Below are 22,866 nucleotides of genomic sequence, written 5' to 3' on the forward strand. Positions count from 1 at the left end.
TTCCGCTATTTTGGATTATGTACACAAATTAACGTTTTTGGCAGTAAAAAAATGGGACCCGCCGCAGGAAGTTCAAACCTGCAGACGGGCCCGCAGGCTGGCAAGCCTGTTATACACCCGTGAATTAAAAAATAGGTGGGTTATTTGAGAATGTCTTCTATATATATCCTTTTGTTGTTGGAAGTCTGTAAAAAGCTCCGGTTGGCTTTCCGTATCTGGAATACCGCCTTCAACTGGCGGAGGAACACCGCCGGCAGCCAAACGAGCGAGCTGATGATCCGGCGGTCGCGGCTCATGATGGCCACGATGGCGAAGAATGTCAGCGGGAAAGATGCCAGGATGGCGAGCCAGGCGATGGAATACGCCGGGTTGATCCAGAAATTGGCCACCACCATCAGGAGCCCCGCTCCGATCTGCATGAACAACGGCGGACGAAGAAGGTTGAGGCCGAAATACACGAGGTTTCTGTTCATCCGGCGGAGGCCGGTGGCGAACACGTCCCATCCGTAAGCGAAATACTTGAAGTAGGCGTTGATCCAGCGGGTGCGCTGACGTTCCATTGCTTCCCCGGAATCAATTTTCTCGTCATAAACTTTCGCTTCTTCGGCATATGCCAGCAAAGGGATCTGCTTCACGATATCCGCCTGGATCTTTTTATCGAAACCACCGAGGAAGTTCCGGTAAATAATGCTCCGGTACAGCGACAGCTCCATGGCGATACCCAGCCCCCAGATGTTGGCGGAGCAGCCCAGTTCCATGCGCATACGGCGGTCGATGAAATTGTAAAAGTAGTTGCCGGCGGCATCCAGGCAGGCATAGGCGCTATCGGTATTCTTGGCCAGCATGTTGGTTTGCACGGCGCGGTACCCTTTCGCGAAATATCCGTTCAGCACCTGGAGATAATCGGGATGCAGGAGGTTGTCCGCATCGAGGATCACGATCACGTCGTGTTCTTTTTCGAATTGCTGGATGGCGAAATCGATGGAACGGATCTTGGCGTTGAGGTGCGTGGCGGGCATCAGCACTTTCACCTGCGGATGGGTAATCCCGATGTCGGCGGACTCACACGCATCCGCCACCACATAGACCGTATAATGCGGATACGTTTGTTTCAGGACGGAATCCACCAGCGGCGGAATCAGTTCCAGGTTCTTGTGCGCCGTTACCACGATGCCGAAAGAGCGGGATTCTTCTGCCCGGGCGGATATATCTTCACTTCCCCGAAAACCGCCTTCCAGGCGCGTTTCAGGCCGAAAATGAGCAGCAATACCAATGGTTGCAGCAAATATGCTGCCAGCACCGTCTGAATTACCAGCCAACCGTAGTATAAAAAATCCTGCATAATTGCTTATTTGTGTTTTTCCCAAACGGTGAAAAATCCCCCAGTCATCCCAGCCGGCAATACGTCTGCCAGTTTGCAGTCGAGCCGTTGCAGAGCGGGTACTTTTTTCGTGAAGAAAGAGAACGGGAACACGTCTTCCACGAAATTGGCTTTGCCGAATTGCACGATGCGGAAGCGGTTGCCGGCGGACATGCGGCTGAGATCTTTCCTGGAGAAGAACTGCACGTGGTCGAGGTTGTCGGCGGCCGACTGGACCGTGGTGCCGGAATATCCCATGGATTTCTTCAGTTTCACGATCAGCTTCCAGGCCCAGCCGTTGTTTTCGCGCATGGCGAGCACGGGGCGGGTCACGAGCAATTCGCGGGGTCCGTTGCCGTTGGGGACCGTCACCACGAGGATACCTTCGTCTTTCAACGACTGGTACAGCACGCGGAGCAGCGCGTCCGGATCCTGGAGGTGTTCCAGCACTTCACTGCAGATTACTACGTCGAATGATTCGCCGGCTGCCACCAGTTCTTCGGCGCTTTTCACTTCGAAACGGGTGTTGGCGCTGCGGTTGAGTTCGTTGGCCCGTGCGATGCTGGGGGCGCTCACGTCGATGCCGAGCACGTTGAAGCCTTTGCTGCCGAGATGGCGGCTGATGACCCCGTTGCCGCAGCCGACGTCGAGGATTTTTGCGCCCGGCGCAAACCTCGACGTGACCGCGTCTGTGATGAACTGCAGCCGTTTCTGGTCCGCAGCCCTGTTATATTCATGCGTTGTGTCGCTCATGATAATTGCTTGGTTGTTTAGAAATGATACGGCTGTAGATGTCTTCTATTTGCCGCGTCATGCTTTCCTGGCTGAATTGCCGGTCTACCGTAGCCCTTGCCGCATGCTGCAGCCTTGCCATTTCATCGGGGCTGAGGTGCAGCGCGGCGATGGCGGCGGCCAGCGCTACAGGGTCTTTTTCCGGGACGATGCAGCCGTTTTCGCCATGGCGGACGATTTCCTTTGTTCCGTCGGTCGCCGTGGCTACCACCGCTTTGCCCATGGCCATGGCTTCGAGGAGCCCGATCGGGAGGCCTTCCCAGAGCGAAGGCAGGCAGTAGATGTCCATCGCGTGGAGGAGCGCCGGTACGTCGGTCCGGAAGGGTTGGAAAACCACTTCGTTTTCGATGCCCAGCTGCTTTGCCAGCGCTACGGCTTCCTCCTTGAGCTCGCCCTCTCCTACCATGAGCAGCACAACATCGCGCTGGGTGCGGAGCAGCTCGGCGAAGGCGCGGAGCAATGTCTGCGGATCTTTCTGGATGGTCATCCTGGCGATGAAGCCCACCACCGTTTTATCGGCGGCGATCCCCAGTTCTTTGCGGACATCCGGGAAATGGCCCTGCGGGTCGAAGCGCTTGCGGTCGATGCCGTTGTTCACCACATCGGCTTTGAAGCCAGGGAAATGGCGGACGCCGGTGTCGCGGTTGGAGGCGGAAACGGCGATGTTGGCGGCGGATGCGGAAGTGAGCACTCTTTCGGACCAGATGCGCATCGTTTTTTGCAAAACCGGTTGATCGTCGTGGAAAGACCATCCGTGGATGGTGTAGATCATCGGGCGTTTGCTCCACCGTGCAGGCAGCAACAGGTTGCTGGCCGCGCGGGAGCCGTGGGAATGCACGATGTCGATCCTCTCCTCTTCGATGAGCCTTTTTACGGCCTTCCAGGTGGAAGGGTCGAAGGCGCGCATCGAGGGGATGACGTGGTAGGTAACGCCCATTTCACGGAGCCGGTCGATCATGGGGCCGTCGGTGAACGACAGCACCACCGGATCGAAGCGTTCCTTGTCCAGGGCGGCCACCAGGCTAAGCACGTGCGATTCTCCACCGCCGATCAATCCCTGCCGGATCGCCTGCAAAACGCGTATTTTGCCGTTGCTTTCCATTATGCGGGGATGCTGGCTGCTGGACGGGCGGCTTTCTCCCAGCCCTGCGGCAGTTTCTCGTATATCTCGATGTTCTCGAATTCCTTGCTTTTGCGCGCGCCCACCACTTTGGCCCATTCGGCCATTCTGCGTATACCTTCGCTTAACGAAACGCCGGAACCTTCGCCGAATACCTGGTGCGCCTTGGTGTGGTCGGAGTAAGCGTGCATCACTTCGTTGCGGGCAGCGAGGTAGTTGATGCTCGGCTCCACCCCGAAGCAGGCGCCTACTACTTTTGCAAGCTCGTTCACGGTGTAGGGCTTGTCTGCTCCGATATTGAACACCTGGTTGTAGGACGCGGGGGTGTTCACGCTGTGCGCGATGGGGATGGCTACGTCATCGATGTAGCTGAATGCGCGCGTTTGCTCGCCGTCGCCAAAGATGGTGAGCTGCTGGCCCTGCATGATCTGGTTCATGAAGATGCCGATCACGTTGCGGTATTTGTCGCCGATGTTCTGATTTTCGCCATACACGTTGTGCGGGCGGAACACTACGTAGTCGAGTCCGAACATTTCATGCGCGGCTTTGAGATCCATTTCCACGGCGTATTTGGAAACACCGTAGGGGTCCTCGGGCATAGGGGTCATATCTTCGCGCATGGGCAGCTGGCCCGCGCCGTATACCGCGATCGACGAGGTGAATACAAAGCATTTTACCTTATGCTTGATCGACTCGTTGATGAGGTTGATGCTGCCTACGAGGTTGTTGTTGTAGTTGAAACGGCGGATAAAATGGGACAGACCCTCTGCTGCGTACGCAGCGAGATGATATACATAGGTGAAGCGGTATTCTTCGAAAAGACGGGTAACGAGCTGGTCGTCGGTAATGGAACCCTGCACGAATACCGCTCCTGCGGGAATATGATCTTCGAAGCCGCCGCTGAGATCGTCGAGGACTACCACTTCGTGGCCGAGCTCAAGACAGTGGCGTACCACGTGAGATCCGATAAATCCGGCGCCGCCGGTAACAAGTGAAGTAATTTTTTGAGACATGTTTGAACTTTTTTTGATTAAAAACGGGTGATGTGTGTATTTATACGGGGGAGTATTTTGATTCGGTCAGGTTCCAGAACGTACCGCGGAGGAACGAGCGGAGGTGGCTGAACTTCCCTTTCAGCGTGTATTTCAACACGGATTTAGGGAAAGTGAGGCAGCCGAAGAAAAGGTAAAATGCGGCGAGTTGCCTTTTTGAAGTGTTGCGGCGCATATACAGGATGCGGTTGCGCGTCATGTAGTAAACTTTGATGGGACTTTCCTTCCCCATCGTGATCGATTCTTTATGGAAAATCAATCCGTCTGCGTTGTAATAAATTTTATACCCGGCACGGAGGATGCGGGCCGACCAGTCGGATTCCTCATAATAGATAAAGAATTTCTCGGCGAACCGGCCTACTTTTTCAATGACTTCGCGTTTCACCATCATGGCGGCGCCGTGCGCGCACCAGGTGGGGCCCGAAACGTTGTGCTGGCCATTATCTTCCTCTTTGCTGCCCACGGCCCAGGTGCGGCCCGTCAGCAGGTTCATCTGGTGGAAGCCGGCGTACTGGATCACGTTGGGGTGATCGTAAAACCGGATCTTGGGGCATACCACGCCGATTGTGGGATCTTTTTCGAAAGGAGCGATCAGGTGCTGGAGTAAGTCGGGCGTAACTTCCGTGTCGTTGTTCACGATGAAAACGTAGTCGCCTTTCGCGTGTTCGATGCCGAGATTGTTGCCGCCGGTGAACCCGAGGTTCTCGGGACTGATGATGAGCTTCAGATGGGGATAGTTCCCCGCTTCAATTTGTGCGGTGGGATCCACTTTGGAACCGTTATCGATAACAATTGTTTCGAAATGGGGGTACGTCAGTTGCTTCGTCGATTCCAGGAACGCACATGTAACGGCCGTTTGGTTGAAGTTCAACGCGATGATTGACACCAAAGGCTTCGTCTTCAGCTGTTCCATATCTGGTAAATTCTGTTTCATTCAGTTAATTCGGTGTTTCGGTTCTCCGGAAAGCTTGTCCGGTTGGGGTATCTGAACATCCGGAATATTTCCGGGGATGTATTTCTAAACGTTGTCTTTCTGCAGAAGCGCGTTGGGCGTGCTGGCCAGGATCCACATATCGAACAGTACGGTATGTTTTTTTGCGTATTCGATGTCGAGGCTGATCCTTTCTTCCACGCTCATTTCTTTCTTCCCGCGTTTTTTCACCTGCCACAACCCGGTGAGCCCTGCCGGCGCCATGAAGCGGCCGCAGTAGTTATCCGTGGTGAGCGAAGCGGCTTCGTACAGCGGCAGGGGCCTGTTGCCTACCAGCGACATATGCCCGAGCAGCACGTTGAGGAGCTGGGGGATTTCGTCGAGGCTGGAGTTGCGCAGAAAGCTGCCGAGGCGCGTAACGCGGGGATCGTTGCTGATCTTGAAGAATACGGGGCCCTTGTCGCCGGTGTCGTACTGGTTGAGGTGGGCCATATTATTCACCTGTTTATCCGCATCGTTTACCATCGTCCTGAATTTGTAGAAATTGAAGATGCGGTAACCTTGTCCCGCGCGGCGGGAAATGTAGAAAACCGGGCCTTTGGATTCCAGCTTGATGAGTGCGGCGATGAGCAGCAGCATCGGGCTCAGCAAGAGCAGACCAGTACCGGCCGCCAGGATGTCGATCCCTCTTTTTACGTAACGGTTTAGGTAAGCGGCTGGTGCTTTGCGCACTTTGGCGATCGCTTCTCCGGCGGCGCCTTTGGCGAGTGAACGGATGCGGATGGCCTGGTCACGGATGGAAGCGAAATCATCCGCGGATGTTTCGCCGGTTATCACGTTGTCGATCCCTCCTGCGGCGCGGATCTGTTGCTTCAGTTCGGGCGTGAGGTTTTGCACGTAACCAAAAACAGGAATGTCAACCAGGCCATTAAGGGAGCGAATATGTTTTGCCAGGTCGGCGGGCTTGCCCTGGCCGAGATTGCAAATGATATACGCAGGCTTAACGTCGAGGTGCAGCTGGTCGCGAAGGATTTTCGCAGCGGAATGAATACTGCTGACAACCATGATCCTGTCGGGCCTTTCCGACTGCACGCGCTGCATGAACCCGGGATCTCCTATGCAGAGCGCCCAGGACCGCGCTGCGCTTGCAGCAACCGGAACCACCTTGTGGGTGATTTCCTTTTTCAGGGGTAAAGACAAATGATGAATCATCATACTCGGATTATAGGTGTTATTCAATAGCTAATAGCGGTATAGGCAGTGTCTGCTCAACCGGTAACGGAAACAGGCTGCGGATTGCTGAATTGCTGCCCAATCTTTTCCAGGAGGTCCCGGGGATCGAAAGGTTTATTGATGACATGCACCACGTTGGGGTGAACAAAGTTGACATTGTGCAGGGAAACGCCGGTGAGCACAACCACCGGGATATCATTATACAGCAGGTTGTTATGCAGATTGCTGATCAATTCCCAACCATCAAGGTGCGGCATCTGGATATCGGTCACGATGATATCCGGAACGTTGCCGGCTGCGAGCCACATCATGGCGCTCAGTCCGTCCTCGGCGGTGTAAACCTTGTATTTGTGTTGCAACATAGCTTCCAACAACATCCTGATGTGCACGCTATCATCTACGATTAGTATAGTCTTCTTCATTGTTTCCTACATTTAGAAAATAAAGATTTAATTTTTCTCCCACTTGCGGCAGTTGCGGAAATAGGCAGCTTGCCCTCGTGGTTCATCTTTGATTTTCCAGGGAGGATTTGGTCAGGGGCCGGTTTGGCAGCAGTAATATCAAACGCGATGCGATGACGCTGCGGGCGCCGGAGGTTAAATTATTGCAGGAATTAGTCAGAGGAATGGTTAGAATTACGGGTCGTACAAAAACTGGAGTAAAATTATATGTTTATTTTCAAATCTCGCAAATAAAATTTTTCACAGGCGGATTTGAAAAGGTGGTCGACAAACGCAGGAAATTTTACTTTTTCTCTTTGTACTGACACAAAAGTACATGACTTATAAAAAGTTAATATCTGAAATTTGCGAATGCTTCGTTTTTCCTCGTGAAAGGTAAAATATCCAAAGTAAACGATCCGTTTAAGTAGGTGGACGATCGGTTTACCGGCATAAAATTCAGGATTCTTGTATAATATTGTCTCCGAATTTACTCCCCAAGACTCATGATCGTTATTAAAGTAATATTCTTCACAAGCCTCTTCCTGCTATTTTTCAGTTACCTGGGATACGGGATCGCAGTGGCGGTGGCGGTGAAACTGAAGCGTTTCTTCCGTCGCTCCAAACCCTTGCCAGACGGCTATTTCCCGGACACAACGCTGGTAGTGGCCGCGTATAACGAAGCGCCTTTCATCCGCGAGAAAATAGAAAACACGCTTGCCCTGGATTATCCCGAAGGCAAGCTGCATATTATATTTATCACCGACGGCAGCACCGACGGCACGCCAGACATTATCCGCTCCTACCCTTCCGTCACCGTTATGCACAAGCCGGCACGCCTCGGGAAAACTGCTGCACTGAACCGCGCCATGCAACAGGTGAAAACGCCTTATGTGATTTTCTGCGATGCCAATACGCTGCTGAATGCGCAGGCGGTGAAGCGTATCGTGCGCCATTATCAGGATCCCCGCTGCGGCGGCGTTGCCGGTGAAAAGAAAGTGATCGCAGGAACGGGCGGCGCGGAAAATGCCGAAGGGATATACTGGAAATACGAATCGCTCCTTAAACGCCTCGACGCTGAACTGTTCAGCGTGGTGGGCGCGGCCGGCGAGCTTTTTTCCGTTAGAACCGAGTTGTACCAGGCCGTGGAGCCCGACGTGATCCTCGACGACTTTATTATTTCGCTGCGGATCTGTGCCAAAGGATACCGCATCGCGTATGCGCCCGATGCATTCGCAATGGAGAGCCCTTCGGCCGGTATCGGGGAAGAGCATAAAAGGAAGGTGCGCATCAGTGCGGGCGGCTTCCAGGCGATCAGCCGCCTTGGCGGGTTGCTGAATGTTTTCCGCCACCCCGTTTTGAGCTTCCAGTATATCGGTCACCGTGTGCTCCGCTGGACACTTGCGCCTTTAAGCCTTCCGCTGGCGCTGGTCACGAATGTGTGGCTGGTGGCGGCGCAGCAGGGCGCCCTGTATCAATGGGTGCTGGCGGCGCAGGTGGCGTTTTATGCCGCCGCGCTGGCAGGCTGGCTGATGGCGATGCGCAACGTGAAATGGAAACCTTTTTACGTACCGTTTTATTTTCTTTTTATGAACGTGTCCATTTTCGAAGGGTTTTTCCGCTTTGTCCGTAAGAAACAGCAGGCGGCCTGGGACAAGGCCGTACGCACGCCCACATTACAGAACACCTGACCATGAGCCACACCGCACATAAAACTTCCGGCGGCATGGGCCGCATTTCCAGCATGGACGCGCTTCGTGCCCTGGCGATGTTCCTGGGCGTGGGGCTGCACGCGGCTATGCCTTACACCTGGCATCCTTTCAAAGGTTTATACCACGATCCTTACTATACGGACATTACGTACGATTACATCTTTTTCTTCATCCACATTTTCCGGATGCAGTTATTTTATGTGATCGCGGGATTCTTCTTTCGTTTGCTGTTGCTGAAGATCGGCACGCAACCGTTTATCCGGCACCGTGTGCAGAGAATCATCATTCCTTTTGTGGTGGGGCTTTTCACGATCCTGCCGCTGACCTACCTCCCGGCTGCCGTTGCGCGGGTATCTGCTGCCGGTATGGGTTTCGGGATGGAGGGCATTACCGCGGTGCTGAAAGATATTTTCACCTGGCGGGGGCCGCTGCATCTGTGGTTCCTGTATTATTTATCAATCCTGTATGCGGCTGGGTTGGTGATCCGCCAGGTTATGCAGGCGCCGGCGCTGCGGGAATGGAAGGGTACGAAGTACCTGCAGGGAGGATTTTCGCCCGGGGGCTTCCTGGTGCTGATGGCGCTGGCCAGTTACATGAGCCTGTGGATGTTTGCGTCGCCATTCGTGGAATATGCACCCGGACTGGTGCCGAAAGTTTCTTTCCTGGCCTACTACGGTATTTTTTTCTATGCGGGATGGGTGTTGCACCACCATATGCAGCGGATTTTCCCGTTGCTGAAGCGGTATGCGGTGCCGTTTACCGTTGCCGGTGTTGTGGTGGGAGCCTTTGCGGGGTGGGTGAAGATTGATCCGGGGGCTCCGGAGATGGGAAGGGCTTTGCTCCAGGCTTGCGCTACCGTTTCCACGATGTGCCTGGTGACGGGCGTTGCCGGGGTGTTCCTGCGGTGGGTAAATGCGGAAAGACCGGCGGTGCGGTATTTGTCAGACGCCTCTTATTGGGTATACCTGATCCACGTTGGGTTACTGGGGGGCGTGCAGCTGTTTATCGGGGATTTCCCGGTCTGGGGGCCGGCTAAATATGCCACAGCTTTAGCGGTGACTGTCGGTGTCAGCCTCCTCACTTATCAATGGTGGGTGCGCTATACAATTATCGGGTTTTACCTGCACGGTCCGCGCAAGCGGCCTGCGGCGGGACTTCCAACGGAAGCAAACGTTTCCGGCGGCCAGCCTGTTATTTAAACGATTTGTTAATGGCATTAAAATATTTGATATAATGAAAATATTTCCTAGTTTTACACTCTGAATTCATACCCCAACCTTATCCTCTCAAAAAACCTCCTCTTATTTTTTAACCGTTTTCCTTCGAAAAGCCGCTCAGTGATTGAGTAGGCTAAAAACATATTGTAACGTCGAATCAAACACTGGGATGTTTCAAACTTGAACAACTGAAACACTTACCATATGCGACAATTTTACCTGTTATTCTTAGCATGCTGCCTGGCCTTCTCGGTGCCGGGCCTGGCACAGGTATTTAATCCCGCTGACCCGGTGATTACCTACAACCCCAATGATCCCCCCGAGACTCCGGCCTGGGGCACCATTTCCAAATGGGTGCGCACAGTCCGTTCTTCCGTGAATTTCAGCAACAAGGATTCCTACAAGGCGTACTATCTCAGCGGTATGCCTTTCCGTCTGAAATTCCCCAAAAGCTACGTTCATGGCGTATCTGATGGGAAAAAATATCCCCTGTTCATCTTCCTCCACGGCCGTGGCGAAGGTGGCGGCATCTATGACAACGAGTATTCCCTGTACCATGGCGGTGGCAAATTCTGCGCCGCTGTCGACAATGGTAAGTTCGACGGTTTCATTCTCGTGCCGCAAAACACGACCGGATTTTTTGGCAATCCCCACTTTGATTTTATTAAGCAGATCATCGACGAACTGCAGGCCAACAACAAACTTGATCCCAACAGAATTTTCGTAGACGGTCTTTCCGCAGGCGGTACTTCCACCTGGGAATTTACGCTTCGTTACCCCAAGGTGGTCGCGGGCTTCCTGCCGATCAGCGGCGCTTCTATCGCTTACCGCGACCAGGTGAACGTCTTCAAATACATCCCCCTGTGGATTTTCCAGGGCGGGCTGGACAACAACCCCCACCCCTCCACCACTACCGCAGTTATCAACGCCGACCTGAACGCCGGCGGTAACGCGAAAATGACTTTGTATCCCAACGGCGGCCACGGTATCTGGAACACCGCCTGGGACGAAGCCGACTTCTGGCCCTTCATCGGCCGCCAGCACAAGGCTAACCCCTGGCCGCAATTCGGTCATAACGAATTTTGCCCCGGCGAAACCGTGAATGTGATCCTGGGCCTTACCCCGGGATTTGACGGTTACGAATGGCGCAAAGATGGCAACGTGATTTCCGGCGCCACAACCAATGAGTATACTGTTACTTCATTCGGTACTTACGACGCGAGGATCAAAAGGGGGACCGAATGGTCGCCCTGGTCGCCCACACCGGTTGTGGTGAAACAAAAAGCCGCCACCCAAACGCCCCCGCTGGCTATCTCCGGCCTGATGAGTAAAGTACTTCCGGCTGTGGATGGCAAAAATTATGTGGTATTGAGCCTCCCCGAAGGTTATACTTCTTACCAATGGAGAAAAGTTGGCGACCCCGCCATCATCGGTACCGCACAAACGCAGACGGTGAACACACCCGGCCAGTACCAGGCAAACGTAACCGAGAAATTCGGTTGCTCCAGCGAATGGTCGGCTCCCTTCACTGTTGTTGCCGCCAATGGCACCAACGCGCCCGCGCCGGCTTCCGGCCTCACCGCCACCGCTATCAGCAAAACGGCTATTACCCTCGACTGGACCGATAATCCGAACGCCACTTACAACGAAACCGGCTACGAGATCTATCGTTCCAACAGCGCAGGTTCCAACTACGAACTGATCGCCATCACCAGCCCCGATGCTGCTACATATACCGACCAGAACCTGTCGCCCAATACGAAGTTCTACTACGTACTGCGCGCAGTAAACAATACCGCCGCTTCCGCGGTGAGCAATGAGGCGAATGCAACCACCCAGGTAGACGCCAACCCGCCCACTGCTCCCACCAACCTGACGATCGCCGGTACCAGCACCACTTCCGTGAAGCTGCAATGGGGCCCGTCTCAGGATGATGTTGGCGTATTCAAATACGACATCTACGTAAACAGCCTGAAATCTTTCACCGTAGACGCTACGGAAGACGAATTCACCGTTTACAACCTGAAATCCGACAGCCTTTACACCTTCGTGGTGAAAGCACGCGACCTGGCAGGCAACTCTTCCCCCCGAAGCAACCAGGTAAGCAGCCGCCCCGTAGCTAACGGCCTCAACTACCGTTACTACGAAGGCAACTGGTCGGTTCTCCCCGACTTCAACACCCTGACGCCGGTTAAAACCGGTATCACCCCGGGCGTAGACATTTCTGTTCGTAACAAAAACGACCAGTTCGGTTTCGTATGGGAAGGCCAGATTCGTATCCCGGTTACTGGTAACTATACCTTCGTGACCAACTCAGACGACGGCAGCAAATTGTGGATCGACACCGACTACAACGCTTCCGCTACCCCGCTGGTGAACAACGATGGCCTCCACGGTTCGCAAGACCGCGAAGGCACCAAGTACCTCACTGCAGGTATGCACAAGATCGCCATTGCCTTCTTCGAACAAGGCGGCGGTGAATCGATGGTGGTTTCCTGGAAGAACACGGCGCACGGCGTTGGCAGCACCAAGCAAACCATCCCCGTTGAATACTTCAAAGACCTGAACACGGCTCCGGGCGGTACCGTACCGAATGCACCGGGCAATATCAAGGCCACTGCCCTGTCGTACAACAAGATCCAGCTTACCTGGTCCGACAGCAGCAACAACGAAACCGGCTTTGAAATCTACCGTGCAGAAAGCGTGGCAGGACCGTACGAAATCGTTTACACGGCAGCCGCCAATAAAGTAAGCTACCTCGACAGCGGCCTGAATGCGGCTACCACTTATTACTACCGCATCCAGTCCATCAATAAATATGGCGCATCGGGCTTCCACCCGAACGAAAGCGGTGGATTTGTGTACAATGCCTATAATACGGCTACCAATATCACCTCCCTTCCCGATTTCAATACGCTGACTTCAGTGAAAACGGGTATTTCTACCAATGTAACGCTGGATGTTCGCCAGAGAGACGACGCCTTCGCACTGAAGTTCTCCGGTTTCATCAACATCCCGACTACCGGTTCGTATACTTTCTATACGAATTCAGATGACGGCAGCAAACTGTATATCGGTACTTTCAGCGAAGCCAACCTCGTTGTTAGCAATAACCACCAGGGCGGTCCTACCGAAAAAAGCGGCACCAAAACGCTGACTGCCGGTAAGTATCCCATCCATGTTACTTACTTTGACCGAAGCGGTAACCATACGCTGACAACCAGTTATGCCGGTCCGGGTGTCACCAAGCGCCTGATCGCCGACTCGATGTATATCAACAGGAACGCGATGGCGAAAACTTTCGCTATGCCTGCGATCCCTGCTGCGCCTACCGGCCTGGCATTGACCGCCCTCAGCGGCAGCAGCATTGAGCTGAAATGGAACGACAACTCCACCACCGAAACGGCGTTTGAAATTCACCGCTCGGCCAACGACGCGACGAACTTCCGCCCGGTTGTAACAATTCCGGCCAATGCAGGTTCCGAAGCATCGTTCATCGATACCGGCCTTTTCGCGAACGTGACCTATTATTATAAGGTGTTGGCGAAAAACGAAGGTGGCAGCTCCGCATTCAGCAATACCGCCAACAAGGCCACGCTGAATACGCCGCCGACGCTCACCCAGCTCGAAAACCGCTCGGTTCGCTACGGCACCCAGCTGGTACTCGCGCTCACGGCAACTGATCCTGACGGCGGTGCGCTCACCATCACTGCTGCCAATGTTCCTGCATTCGGCCAGTTTGTGACCGGCAGCGGTACGGCTACCTTGACTTTCAACCCGACGCAGGCGAATGAAGGCGTGTACAATAACATTACCGTAACGGCAACAGACGCCAACGGCGGTGTAACCAGCACTTCCTTCAACCTGACCGTTAACGACAACTACTCTCCCGTGATCGCGGCTATTTCGAACACCTCGCTGAACGAAAACGCCACCGCCAGCATCGCCTTGTCGGCTACCGACGGTAATGCCAGCGAAACCGTGACCTGGAGCGCAACCGGCCTGCCCGGCTTCGCTACCCTGACGCCCAACGGCAACAGCGCCACCATCGCACTGGCTCCTGGCTTCATCGACGCAGGCGTGTATGAAGTAACCGTGAAAGCCGACGACGGCAGAGGCGGTATCGATTCCAAGACCTTCACCATCACGGTGAACGACGTGAACCCGAGCAGAACCATCTACGTGAACTTCACCGACGGTTCTTACCCGGCTCCCGCGCCCTGGAACAACACCAACAAACAGCCCGTACTGAACGACCTGTTCGCCAACCTGAAAGACAACGCCGGCGCTACTACCACAGTAGGTATCCGCGTAACCAGCAACTGGGGCGCTCTCGGTAACGGTTCGAACTACTTCGGTACTACCACCGGCAACAACTCCGGTGTATATCCCGACAACGTAATGAAGACTGCGTACTGGAGCAACACCGCTGCGCAAACCTTCAAACTGGTGGGCCTCAGCGCTACCAGCAAGTATAACCTGACTTTCTTCGGTGCCCGCGCAGACGTGACCGACAACCGTATGACCGACTACACCGTTAACGGCACCACGGTCTCCCTGCAGGCTGCGAAGAACACCCAGAATACGGTTGCGATCAACAATATCTCACCGGATGCGAACAACGAAATTCTCATCACGATGAAGAATGGCACCGGTTCTGTATGGAGCTACATCAACGCACTGGTGATCCAGGTGAACTACGACGACGGTAACGCGCCTGCGAAACCGACCCAGTTCGCTGCGGCATCCACTTCCGGCGGTGTTAAACTGACCTGGAAAGACGTTGCCTTCAACGAATCCGCTTACCAGGTGTACCGCGCTACCGTACCTGCTGGTCCGTTCACCTTGCTGAACCCCGCCGGTGGCAACGCCAATGCAACCAGCTACACAGACGCAACTTCCGTTGCCAGCACGCAGTATTACTACACGCTTCGTGCGATCAACGACAACGGTGCATCCGCTTACACCGATACCATCAGCATCCTGACCGGCAACAACAACCCGCGCCTGGACAGCATCGGCGATGTAAGCATCAAGAACAACGAGACCTTCGCGATTCCGCTGGTAACAACGGATGACGCGGGTGATGTACTCACGCTGCGCTCTTCCAACCTCCCGTCGTTCGCTACCCTGACCGACAATGGCGATGGTACCGGCAGCATCAGTATCGTGCCTTCCGCCGGCGACGTTGGCCGCTTCGCAAACATCAACGTGACCGCATCCGACAACAAGGGCGGTGCCACTACCCGGACGTTCAACATCCAGGTGCGTGACAAGAACATCACGACCGTGTATGTGAACTTCAACCAGACGCTGCCTGCAGACGCTCCCTGGAATAACTTCAATACTTTCCCCGGTGCGAATGCACAGATTGCCAACCTGAATGATGAAACCGGTACTGCATCCGGCATCCGCATCCAGCTGCTCGACGCCTTCTCCGGTACCAATACCGTAGGATCCACGACTGGCAACAACTCTGGTGTATATCCCGACAACGTGCTGGCCAGCACTTACTATACGAATGCGGCAACAGAAAGGAGGATCCGCGTATCCAACCTGAACGCCACTTACCGTTATAACCTGATCTTCTTCGGCAGCCGCCAGGGCAACGACAACAAGAACACGGAATATAAGGTAGGCAGCAGCATCGTGACCCTGAACGCAGCGAACAACACGCATAACACCGTTCAGATCAACGGTATCACGCCCGACGCTTCCGGTAATATCGACTTTACCGTGAAACAGGCTACCGGCGCCGCTTACGGATACATCAACTCCGTAGTGATCCAATACTACCTCGACAACGGTACCCCGCTGGCACCCGGTAACGCAACTGCGCTTGCCAAGTCCAAAACAAGCATCCAGCTGAACTGGGGCGATAACTCGAACAACGAGACCGGCTTCGAAGTATGGCGTTCTTCCGACAAGGTGAACTACTCGCTCCTGGCCACCGTTGGCAACAACGTGAGCACGTATACGGATAATGGCCTCGCCATCGACACCCGTTACTACTACAAAGTGCGCGCACTGAAAGCGGCCGTACAGTCCGACTTCAGCAACGTAGCCACAGCAGCCACCTTCCGCAATGCGGTGTACATCAACTTTAACGTCTTCAATCCTGCAGGAACGCCGTGGAACAACACCAACTCCGCTCCTGCCCAGGGTCTGGAATTCCCGAACCTGAAAGACGATAACAACGAGAACACCGGCATGACGATGGTGATCCATAAAGCTTTCACGGGCGATAACCCGTACGGCATGAACACCGGCAACAACAGCGGTATCTATCCCGACAATGTCATCAGCAGCACTTACTGGGTTGACATCAACGAGAGCGGTCAGCTGAAGATCAAAGGCCTGAACCTCGCCAAGAAATACAACTTCGTATTCTTCGCAAGCCGCGACGGCGCCGGTGACCGTACTTCGAACTACACCATCAACGGTCAGACCGTTGCCCTGAATGCAGGATACAACATCAACCAGACCACCCAGATCAACGACGTATCGCCCGATCAGAACGGCGAGGTACTGATCTCGGTGATGGCAGGCGGACAATCCATCTACGGTTACATCGGTGCGCTGGTGATCCAGTCGTACACACCGGAAGCGAACCAGATAGACCCAGACCTGATCTTGCAGAAAGCTGGCGGCAAAGCCGATGCGCTGACCGACATTACGGGCGTGAAGATCGAGAAAACATACCCGAATCCGTTTATTGCTAACGTCAATGTAGAAATCTCCAGCGACGGCAAGTCACAGAACAACTTTATGCTGAATGTGACAGACGTTTCCGGCAGATCGGTACAAACGAAGATGATCGGCAAGCTGCCCGCGGGCACGCACCGAGTATCCCTCGACCTGGGCGCCGACCGCGTAACAGGTGGCCTGTACCTCCTGCAACTGGTAGATGGAACCAAAGTAGTTGGATCGGTTAAATTGATTAAAAGCAAATAATATCGATTCTAACCTTTAAAATGACTTACCGAAAAAATCCGGGTCAAACCGGATTTTTTCGGATTTGTCGGATTAAAAAATTTCACACTTTAACAAAAGCATCCATATGGACCTGATTTATCTGCTGAAAGCATTGTTGAGAAGGAAGTGGCTGATTATGATCTGCACACTGCTGGCGATCGTTGGGGCTTTCGTGTTAACCCTGAACCAGGAAAAATTGTACAAGTCGGTTGCCCAGATCGCGACTGGTTTTACCAGCAATGACCAGGTGAAACTGAAAGATGAAAGTTTCAACATTTACGAGATCGATTCCAAGTTCGGTAACGTGATCGAGGCGCTGAAATCGCCACGGGTATTGGGTATGACCGGTTACAACATGCTCCTGCACGATCTGCAGAACCCCGGCAAGGAATTCCGCCAACTGACGCCGGAAGACCTGAAAAGCGAGGTGTACCGGAACACTGACAAAGAGAAAGCCATTAGGATCCTCACCCAGAAGTACAACGAGGAGAAGCTCCTCAGTTCCTACGTTCCCGAAGAACGCCAGATCATCGAACTGCTGAAGCTTTATAAATATGACCTCGAAACGTTCCGCTATGTGCTGTACGCCAACCGCGTGGCACGTACCGATTATATCGACATCCAGTACCGTTCGACCAGTCCTGAGATGTCTGCCTATTTCGTGAACCAGATCGTGGCGGAATTTCTCCGGAACTACGAATCTTCCCGCAATGTGCAGACTGCCCAGAACATCGAAACGTTACAGAAGCTCGTTGACCAGAAGAAAGCCGAACTCGACGAGAAAATCGGTAACATCAAGACCATGGGCACCATGGACGTTTCGGTGGAAAGCTCCAGCAAGCTCGAACAGGTGAGCAATTTCGAAACCCGTCTGGCTGATGAGCGCAACCTGCTCAATACCGCCAATCTTTCCATGCAGCAGGTGCAAAACCGGTTGGCAGAGATAGATCAGAGTAACAGCGCGGCAGCGGCCAGCGGCAATAGTGCCAACACGGAGCTCGCGAACCTGCGCAAGCAAATGAACGACGCTTATAATGACTACCAGGCCAAAGGCGGCAACAACACCGAGCTGTATAATAAATACATGGCCAAGAAAACGGAATACAAAAACAAGCTGATGGCCATGGCGTCGGTATCCTCCGGCCCTGCCGGCGGTGTAACCAAAGCCGATCTCTTACAGAAGAAAAGCGACCTGGAGCTCCAGATTAAAAGTTCGCAGCAGAATATTTCAGCCTACGAAGACAAGGTACGCCAGCTGAACTCCAGCATCGGCGCGGCCGCTTCGCGCAATGCCAATAACCTCGCGTTGCAGAAGGAAGTGGAACTTGCGCAATCGGAATACGAAGCAGTGAAAACGCGGTACGACGGTGCGCTCAACAGCCGCATCGCGCCGATGGATAACTTCCGCCAGGTATTGTTCGGGCAACCCGCCGTGGAACCCGAGCCCAGTAAGCGGCTGATTATCCTCGCCTTGTCGGGGATGTCGATGTTCGTGTTCTGCTGTATTTCCATCATTTTCATGGAATATATCGATCTGTCTATAAAAACCCCTACCCAGTTCCAGAAAGTGACGGACCTGCGCCTGATGGGCGTAGTGAACCGCGTGAACATGAAGCGCATGACATTCGAGAACATTTTCACGGACGAGGAATTACCGGCGCAAAGCAGTGTATTCCGCGAGTTGCTCCGGAAACTGCGTTATGAAGTGGGAAACAGCGGGAAGAAGGTGTTTTTGTTTACCAGTCCTCGCCCGGGCGAAGGTAAATCCACCATCATCAAAGCCCTTGCCCATAGCCTGAGCCTGAGCCATAAAAAGGTGCTGATCATCGATACCAATTTCCCGCATAACACGCTCACGCAGGAATTTGAGGCGAAACCGCTGCTGGAGGATTTTGTGTTGGGCGACGGGCAAGACTTTAAGAAGAAACTCGACGAGTTGATTTCGCCCACGGGCATCGAAAATGTGGACGTGATCGGCTGCAAGGGCGGTCAGTATACACCGGCGGAAGTGCTGCGGCCCGGTAACCTGCTCGACCATATGGATGCGCTGCGCGGTTACTATGACTTCATCTTCCTGGAAGGCGCACAATTGAACGAGCGCTCAGACAGTAAAGAATTGCTGAAGTACGCTGATACCATTGTCGCAGTGGTATCAGCCCGGTCGAGCATCAAGCAAACCGACAAGGAAACGATCGAATACCTGTCATCGCTGAACGGTAATTTCACCGGCGTGGTGCTGAACCAGGTAGAACAACAAAACATCGATATCTGATGACGCAGGCATTGACGGGTTCGGCGAAAGGCAACCGGCTGGCATGGATCGACTATGCCCGCGGGATCGCCATCATCCTGGTGCTGTACCGCCACATCTTCGAAGGGATTACCCGTTCGGGCGTGGACGCGGCGGAGTACCAGTGGCTGGAGAATGCCAATATTATTTTCTATAGCTTCCGGATGCCGCTGTTCTTCATCCTTTCAGGTATATTTATTGCCAAAAGCCTGGCCAAGCGCGATCTTGGCGGGTTAATCCGAAATAAATTCAGCATCCTGCTTTATCCCTACCTCCTCTGGTCCTTTATCCAGATTACCATCCAGTTTGCGTTGAGTGGCTATGTAAATGCCGACCGGAGCTGGGCAGATTATGGTTATGTGTTTCTATACCCGCGCCGTATCGACCAGTTCTGGTACCTCTACGCCCTCTTCAACGTGACGGTGTTATACATCATCGCGCGGGAGCGGCTGAAGATGAAGGTGGGCGCGCAACTGGCACTGGGTGCCGTGTTGTATATGCTGAGCAGCTATGTTTCCGTGCATAAAATCGATCTCGGTTTCCTGTACGACATCTGCCACTATTATGTATTCTTCGCCATTGGCGAACTGGTGGCGGATAAGATGCTGGACCAGACGAAATATCCACTTTACAGTTCCTGGAAGGTGTTCCTGGTGATGTTGCCGGTGTTTGTGATCGGGCAATGGTACTTTTTGCAGGCCAACCTGGAACATGGCAGTACGCTGTACGTGGAAGAATACCAGCCCATCCTGTTTGCGGTGATCGCATTGACAGGTTGCGCATCCATGCTGAGTCTTTCGTTTTTGCTGCAGCGTTACGACGCGCTGAAGCCGTTGAAGATCGCGGGATATCATTCCCTGTACATTTATGTTTCGCACGTGCTCGTGGCCTCTGCCGCGAGGATGGTGCTGGTAAAAATATTCGGCGTCACCAGTGTTCCTGTGCTGCTGGCGATATGCCTCCCGCTCGCGGTGGTGGTTCCCATCCTGCTGTACAAATTCGCTATGCGCATCGGCGCCTGGTGGTTGTACAGCCTGGAAAGACCCGCCCTTAAGCCTGCGGCTAGTTTAAAAATGAAGTAAACCGATATGCCTGGCCCAACATACACCTACTGGCTGAAATCCGGCATCTATAATGGATTGCAGAAGGCTGCCGTGCTTTTTTCGGCATCGGCAGCATCCTGGTGCTGACCCGGTTCCTGACCAAGGAGCAAATGGGTGTATGGAATCTTTTCCTGCTGATCACGAGCATCATTGAAATGTGCCGGCAGTCGCTGGTGAAGAATGCCGTGATCAAATATATCAACAACCACCCTGCTGATACGCATCATCATATCGAAGGTGCGGCGATGGGGCTGAATGTGGTGATCACCCTGCTGACGGCCACCACCCTGGCTTTGGGGATCGTGCCGCTGTCGGGTGTTTTGCAGGCGCCCGACCTGTCGGTGGTAGTGTGGCTCTTCCTCCCGGGGTTGCTGCTGCTCATTCCGTTCTCCCATTTTGAATGGATGCAGAATGCCAATGCCGATTTCAGGGGAATTTTCTGGGCGTATTCCTGCCGCCAGGGTACGGCTTTCCTGCTCATCGTGGCGCACCTGGTATGGATGGGGCCCATCGGGCTGGTGGACCTCGTGATTTATTTCAACGCCGGCATCGTAGCTGGTACGCTGACGGGATGGTTTTTTGCCCGGAAGTTCCTGTCCGGAAAAGTGAAATTCCATGCGGAATGGATGGGGAAACTCTGGCAGTTCGGCCGTTTCGTTTTCGCCACAAACATGAGCTCCAGCATTTTCAGGAATACCGATCAGTTCATTGTAGCCTCGCTCATCTCCACCCCCGCCGTGGCCATGTACGGCGTATGTCTGCGGATTTCCAACCTGGTAGACATGCCTTCGCAGGTGCTCGGCGATATCCTTTTCCCCAAAAGTGCGAAAATGATGGAAGGCGGAAATATCGCCGGCGTCCGTTATTATTATGAAAAGGCGGTGGGCTCGATCCTGGCGATCGCCGTCCCGGTGAGCCTTGGTATCCTGCTGTTGCCCCGCCTCGTTATTGGCATTATCGCCGGTCAGGATTACCTGGAAGCTGCTACGCTGCTGCAACTGACCATCCTTTATGGATTGTTCCTGCCTTTCATTAAGCAGTTCGGCACCATCATGGATTCCATCGGCAAACCCAAAATGAATTTCTACGTCATCACCATCACCGCTTTGCTCAATATTCCCGTTTGTTACCTATTCACCCGCGCGTTTGGCTTGCATGGTGCGGCATATGGCATGATGACCTCCTACTTCGTTTGTTTCCTGATCACGCAAATATACCTGCGTAAGACATTAGGCACCGATTTCCTGCGGACGCTCGGCTACGCTGTGAAATTCTACCCGGAAATGTACCAGGTGTTCCGCCAACGTTTCATCCTAAAATCCCAACCCAAATGATCCGCAACAGAGATATCATCATTGTAGGATTGCAGCCCTGGGACATCGAGATCGGGAGCAACTGCAAAAACATCGCCGCGGTGATGGCGCGCACGAACAGGGTATTATACGTCAACCGCGCGCTTGACCGCATTTCCGCGATCCGCGACCGGAACGACGCCAAAACCCGCACTCGGAAAAGCAGCATCGCCGGCCAGGCCAGCGACCTGCAGCTCATCGCGCCCAACCTCTGGACCCTCGATCCCCGCACGATCCTCGAGTCTATCAACTGGATCCCCTTCGCCGGGCTCTTCGACCGTCTCAACCGCATCAACAACAAGAGAATGGCCAACGCCATCAACGACGCCGCGGCACGCCTTGGGTTCAGCGATCCTCTCCTGTTCATCGACAACGATTTCTTCCGAGCCTTTTACCTGCCAGAGATGATCAGCGGCGTATCAGGCACCATTTATTATATCCGCGACAATCTCACCAGCCAGCCCTACTTCCAGCGGCATGGCCTGCGCCTCGAGCCTCAGCTCATGGCCAAATCCACCGTGGTAGTGGCCAATTCCGCATGGCTTGCGTCTTACGGCCGGAAACATAACCCGGCTTCGTTCGACATCGGGCAGGGCTGCGACTTCAGCTGGCTCGACAACGTTGGCCCGGAAGCGCCATCCCTGCTGAAAGAAAATGGCAAACCCGTGATCGGGTACGTGGGCGCGCTGATCGCTTCGCGGCTGGATATCGGGTTAATGGAGGATATCGCCGCCCGGAGGCCCGACTGGCAATTCCTGCTCGTGGGCCCGGAAGACGAAGCCTTCCGCCAAAGCCCCCTGCATACCATGCCCAACGTCTTGTTCACCGGCAACCGCCCGTCTTCGGAACTGCCTTCCTGGATCCAGTCGTTCGACGTCTGCATCAATCCGCAGCTCGTGAATCCCATGACCATCGGCAACTATCCCCGCAAGATCGACGAGTACCTGGCGTTTGGCAAGCCTGTTGCCGCCACGGCCACGGAAGCCATGGAGATGTTCGCTTCGTATGTATATCTGTGCAAAGGCGCAGGGGAATACATCGATGCCATCGCCAAAGGGCTGCGCGAGCACGACGAAACATTGCGGGAGCGCAGGAAAGCTTTCGCGTTGTCGCACACCTGGGAAAACTCGCTGGCTGCGCTGGAAGCCGCGCTGACATCCGTTTCAACTCAACCTAAAACAGTACAACATGGCTGATAACAGATTTTCGGACGAAAGAATCCTGGAGATTACAGTAACCGTGTTCCTCGCGTTCACGATGTTGTTCCTTGGCATTAAAATTTTGTTCTA

At 53.9% G+C, this 22,866-nt stretch carries 15 protein-coding genes; 7 read left to right on the forward strand and 8 right to left on the reverse strand.

Features of this window, described 5'->3' with window-relative positions:
* Positions 1-140: 140 nt before the first annotated feature.
* The 8 genes from WJU16_RS00170 to WJU16_RS00205 all read right to left on the reverse strand — a co-directional run bounded on the left by WJU16_RS00170 (position 141) and on the right by WJU16_RS00205 (position 6,910).
* Complete coding sequence (locus WJU16_RS00170) at positions 141-1,169, reverse strand: glycosyltransferase (RefSeq protein ID WP_341836301.1); 1,029 nt, start codon at positions 1,167-1,169, stop codon at positions 141-143.
* Positions 1,163-1,342 (reverse strand): hypothetical protein, encoded by a 180-nt coding sequence (locus WJU16_RS00175; protein WP_341836302.1) that lies wholly within the window; start codon positions 1,340-1,342, stop codon positions 1,163-1,165. The genes WJU16_RS00170 and WJU16_RS00175 overlap by 7 nt, the downstream gene beginning before the upstream one ends.
* Before the next feature lie 6 nt (positions 1,343-1,348).
* Positions 1,349-2,113 carry a methyltransferase domain-containing protein gene (locus WJU16_RS00180; protein ID WP_341836303.1) on the reverse strand — a complete coding sequence of 255 codons (765 nt, stop codon included), beginning with the start codon at positions 2,111-2,113 and terminating at the stop codon, positions 1,349-1,351.
* Positions 2,094-3,254 carry a glycosyltransferase family 4 protein gene (locus WJU16_RS00185; protein WP_341836304.1) on the reverse strand — a complete coding sequence of 387 codons (1,161 nt, stop codon included), beginning with the start codon at positions 3,252-3,254 and terminating at the stop codon, positions 2,094-2,096. The genes WJU16_RS00180 and WJU16_RS00185 overlap by 20 nt, the downstream gene beginning before the upstream one ends.
* The gene (locus tag WJU16_RS00190; protein WP_341836305.1) at positions 3,254-4,285 is read right to left on the reverse strand and encodes an NAD-dependent epimerase/dehydratase family protein; all 1,032 of its coding nucleotides are present in this window, start codon (positions 4,283-4,285) and stop codon (positions 3,254-3,256) included. Before WJU16_RS00190 ends, WJU16_RS00185 begins: the two co-directional genes overlap by 1 nt.
* A 40-nt stretch (positions 4,286-4,325) precedes the next feature.
* Entirely contained in the window at positions 4,326-5,237 is a 912-nt protein-coding gene (locus WJU16_RS00195) for a glycosyltransferase family 2 protein (RefSeq protein WP_341836306.1), read from the reverse strand.
* A 105-nt stretch (positions 5,238-5,342) separates the two neighbouring features.
* Complete coding sequence (locus WJU16_RS00200) at positions 5,343-6,470, reverse strand: sugar transferase (protein WP_341836307.1); 1,128 nt, start codon at positions 6,468-6,470, stop codon at positions 5,343-5,345.
* Between the two features lie 53 nt (positions 6,471-6,523).
* Positions 6,524-6,910: a response regulator gene (locus WJU16_RS00205; RefSeq protein ID WP_341836308.1), complete on the reverse strand. Its 387-nt coding sequence runs from the start codon at positions 6,908-6,910 to the stop codon at positions 6,524-6,526.
* Positions 6,911-7,434: 524 nt separating this feature from the next.
* Here WJU16_RS00205 and WJU16_RS00210 point away from each other — a divergent pair.
* From WJU16_RS00210 to WJU16_RS00240, 7 genes are all read left to right on the forward strand, one after another.
* Positions 7,435-8,619 (forward strand): glycosyltransferase family 2 protein, encoded by a 1,185-nt coding sequence (locus WJU16_RS00210; RefSeq protein WP_341836309.1) that lies wholly within the window; start codon positions 7,435-7,437, stop codon positions 8,617-8,619.
* A 2-nt stretch (positions 8,620-8,621) separates the two neighbouring features.
* A complete protein-coding gene (locus WJU16_RS00215) occupies positions 8,622-9,839 on the forward strand; it encodes an acyltransferase family protein (protein ID WP_341836310.1) in 1,218 nt (405 codons plus the stop codon).
* Between the two features lie 222 nt (positions 9,840-10,061).
* On the forward strand, positions 10,062-16,811 hold the full coding sequence (locus WJU16_RS00220) for a fibronectin type III domain-containing protein (protein WP_341836311.1): 6,750 nt from the start codon (positions 10,062-10,064) through the stop codon (positions 16,809-16,811).
* Between the two features lie 106 nt (positions 16,812-16,917).
* Complete coding sequence (locus WJU16_RS00225; protein ID WP_341836312.1) at positions 16,918-19,104, forward strand: Wzz/FepE/Etk N-terminal domain-containing protein; 2,187 nt, start codon at positions 16,918-16,920, stop codon at positions 19,102-19,104.
* Positions 19,104-20,204, forward strand: coding sequence for an acyltransferase (locus tag WJU16_RS00230; protein WP_341836313.1), 1,101 nt, complete (start codon positions 19,104-19,106; stop codon positions 20,202-20,204). The genes WJU16_RS00225 and WJU16_RS00230 overlap by 1 nt, the downstream gene beginning before the upstream one ends.
* Before the next feature lie 86 nt (positions 20,205-20,290).
* Positions 20,291-21,559 (forward strand): oligosaccharide flippase family protein, encoded by a 1,269-nt coding sequence (locus tag WJU16_RS00235; protein ID WP_341838693.1) that lies wholly within the window; start codon positions 20,291-20,293, stop codon positions 21,557-21,559.
* Positions 21,556-22,773 (forward strand): glycosyltransferase, encoded by a 1,218-nt coding sequence (locus WJU16_RS00240; protein ID WP_341836314.1) that lies wholly within the window; start codon positions 21,556-21,558, stop codon positions 22,771-22,773. Before WJU16_RS00235 ends, WJU16_RS00240 begins: the two co-directional genes overlap by 4 nt.
* Positions 22,774-22,866: the final 93 nt, after the last annotated feature.

This window comes from Chitinophaga pollutisoli (genome assembly GCF_038396755.1).
Classification (GTDB): domain Bacteria; phylum Bacteroidota; class Bacteroidia; order Chitinophagales; family Chitinophagaceae; genus Chitinophaga; species Chitinophaga pollutisoli.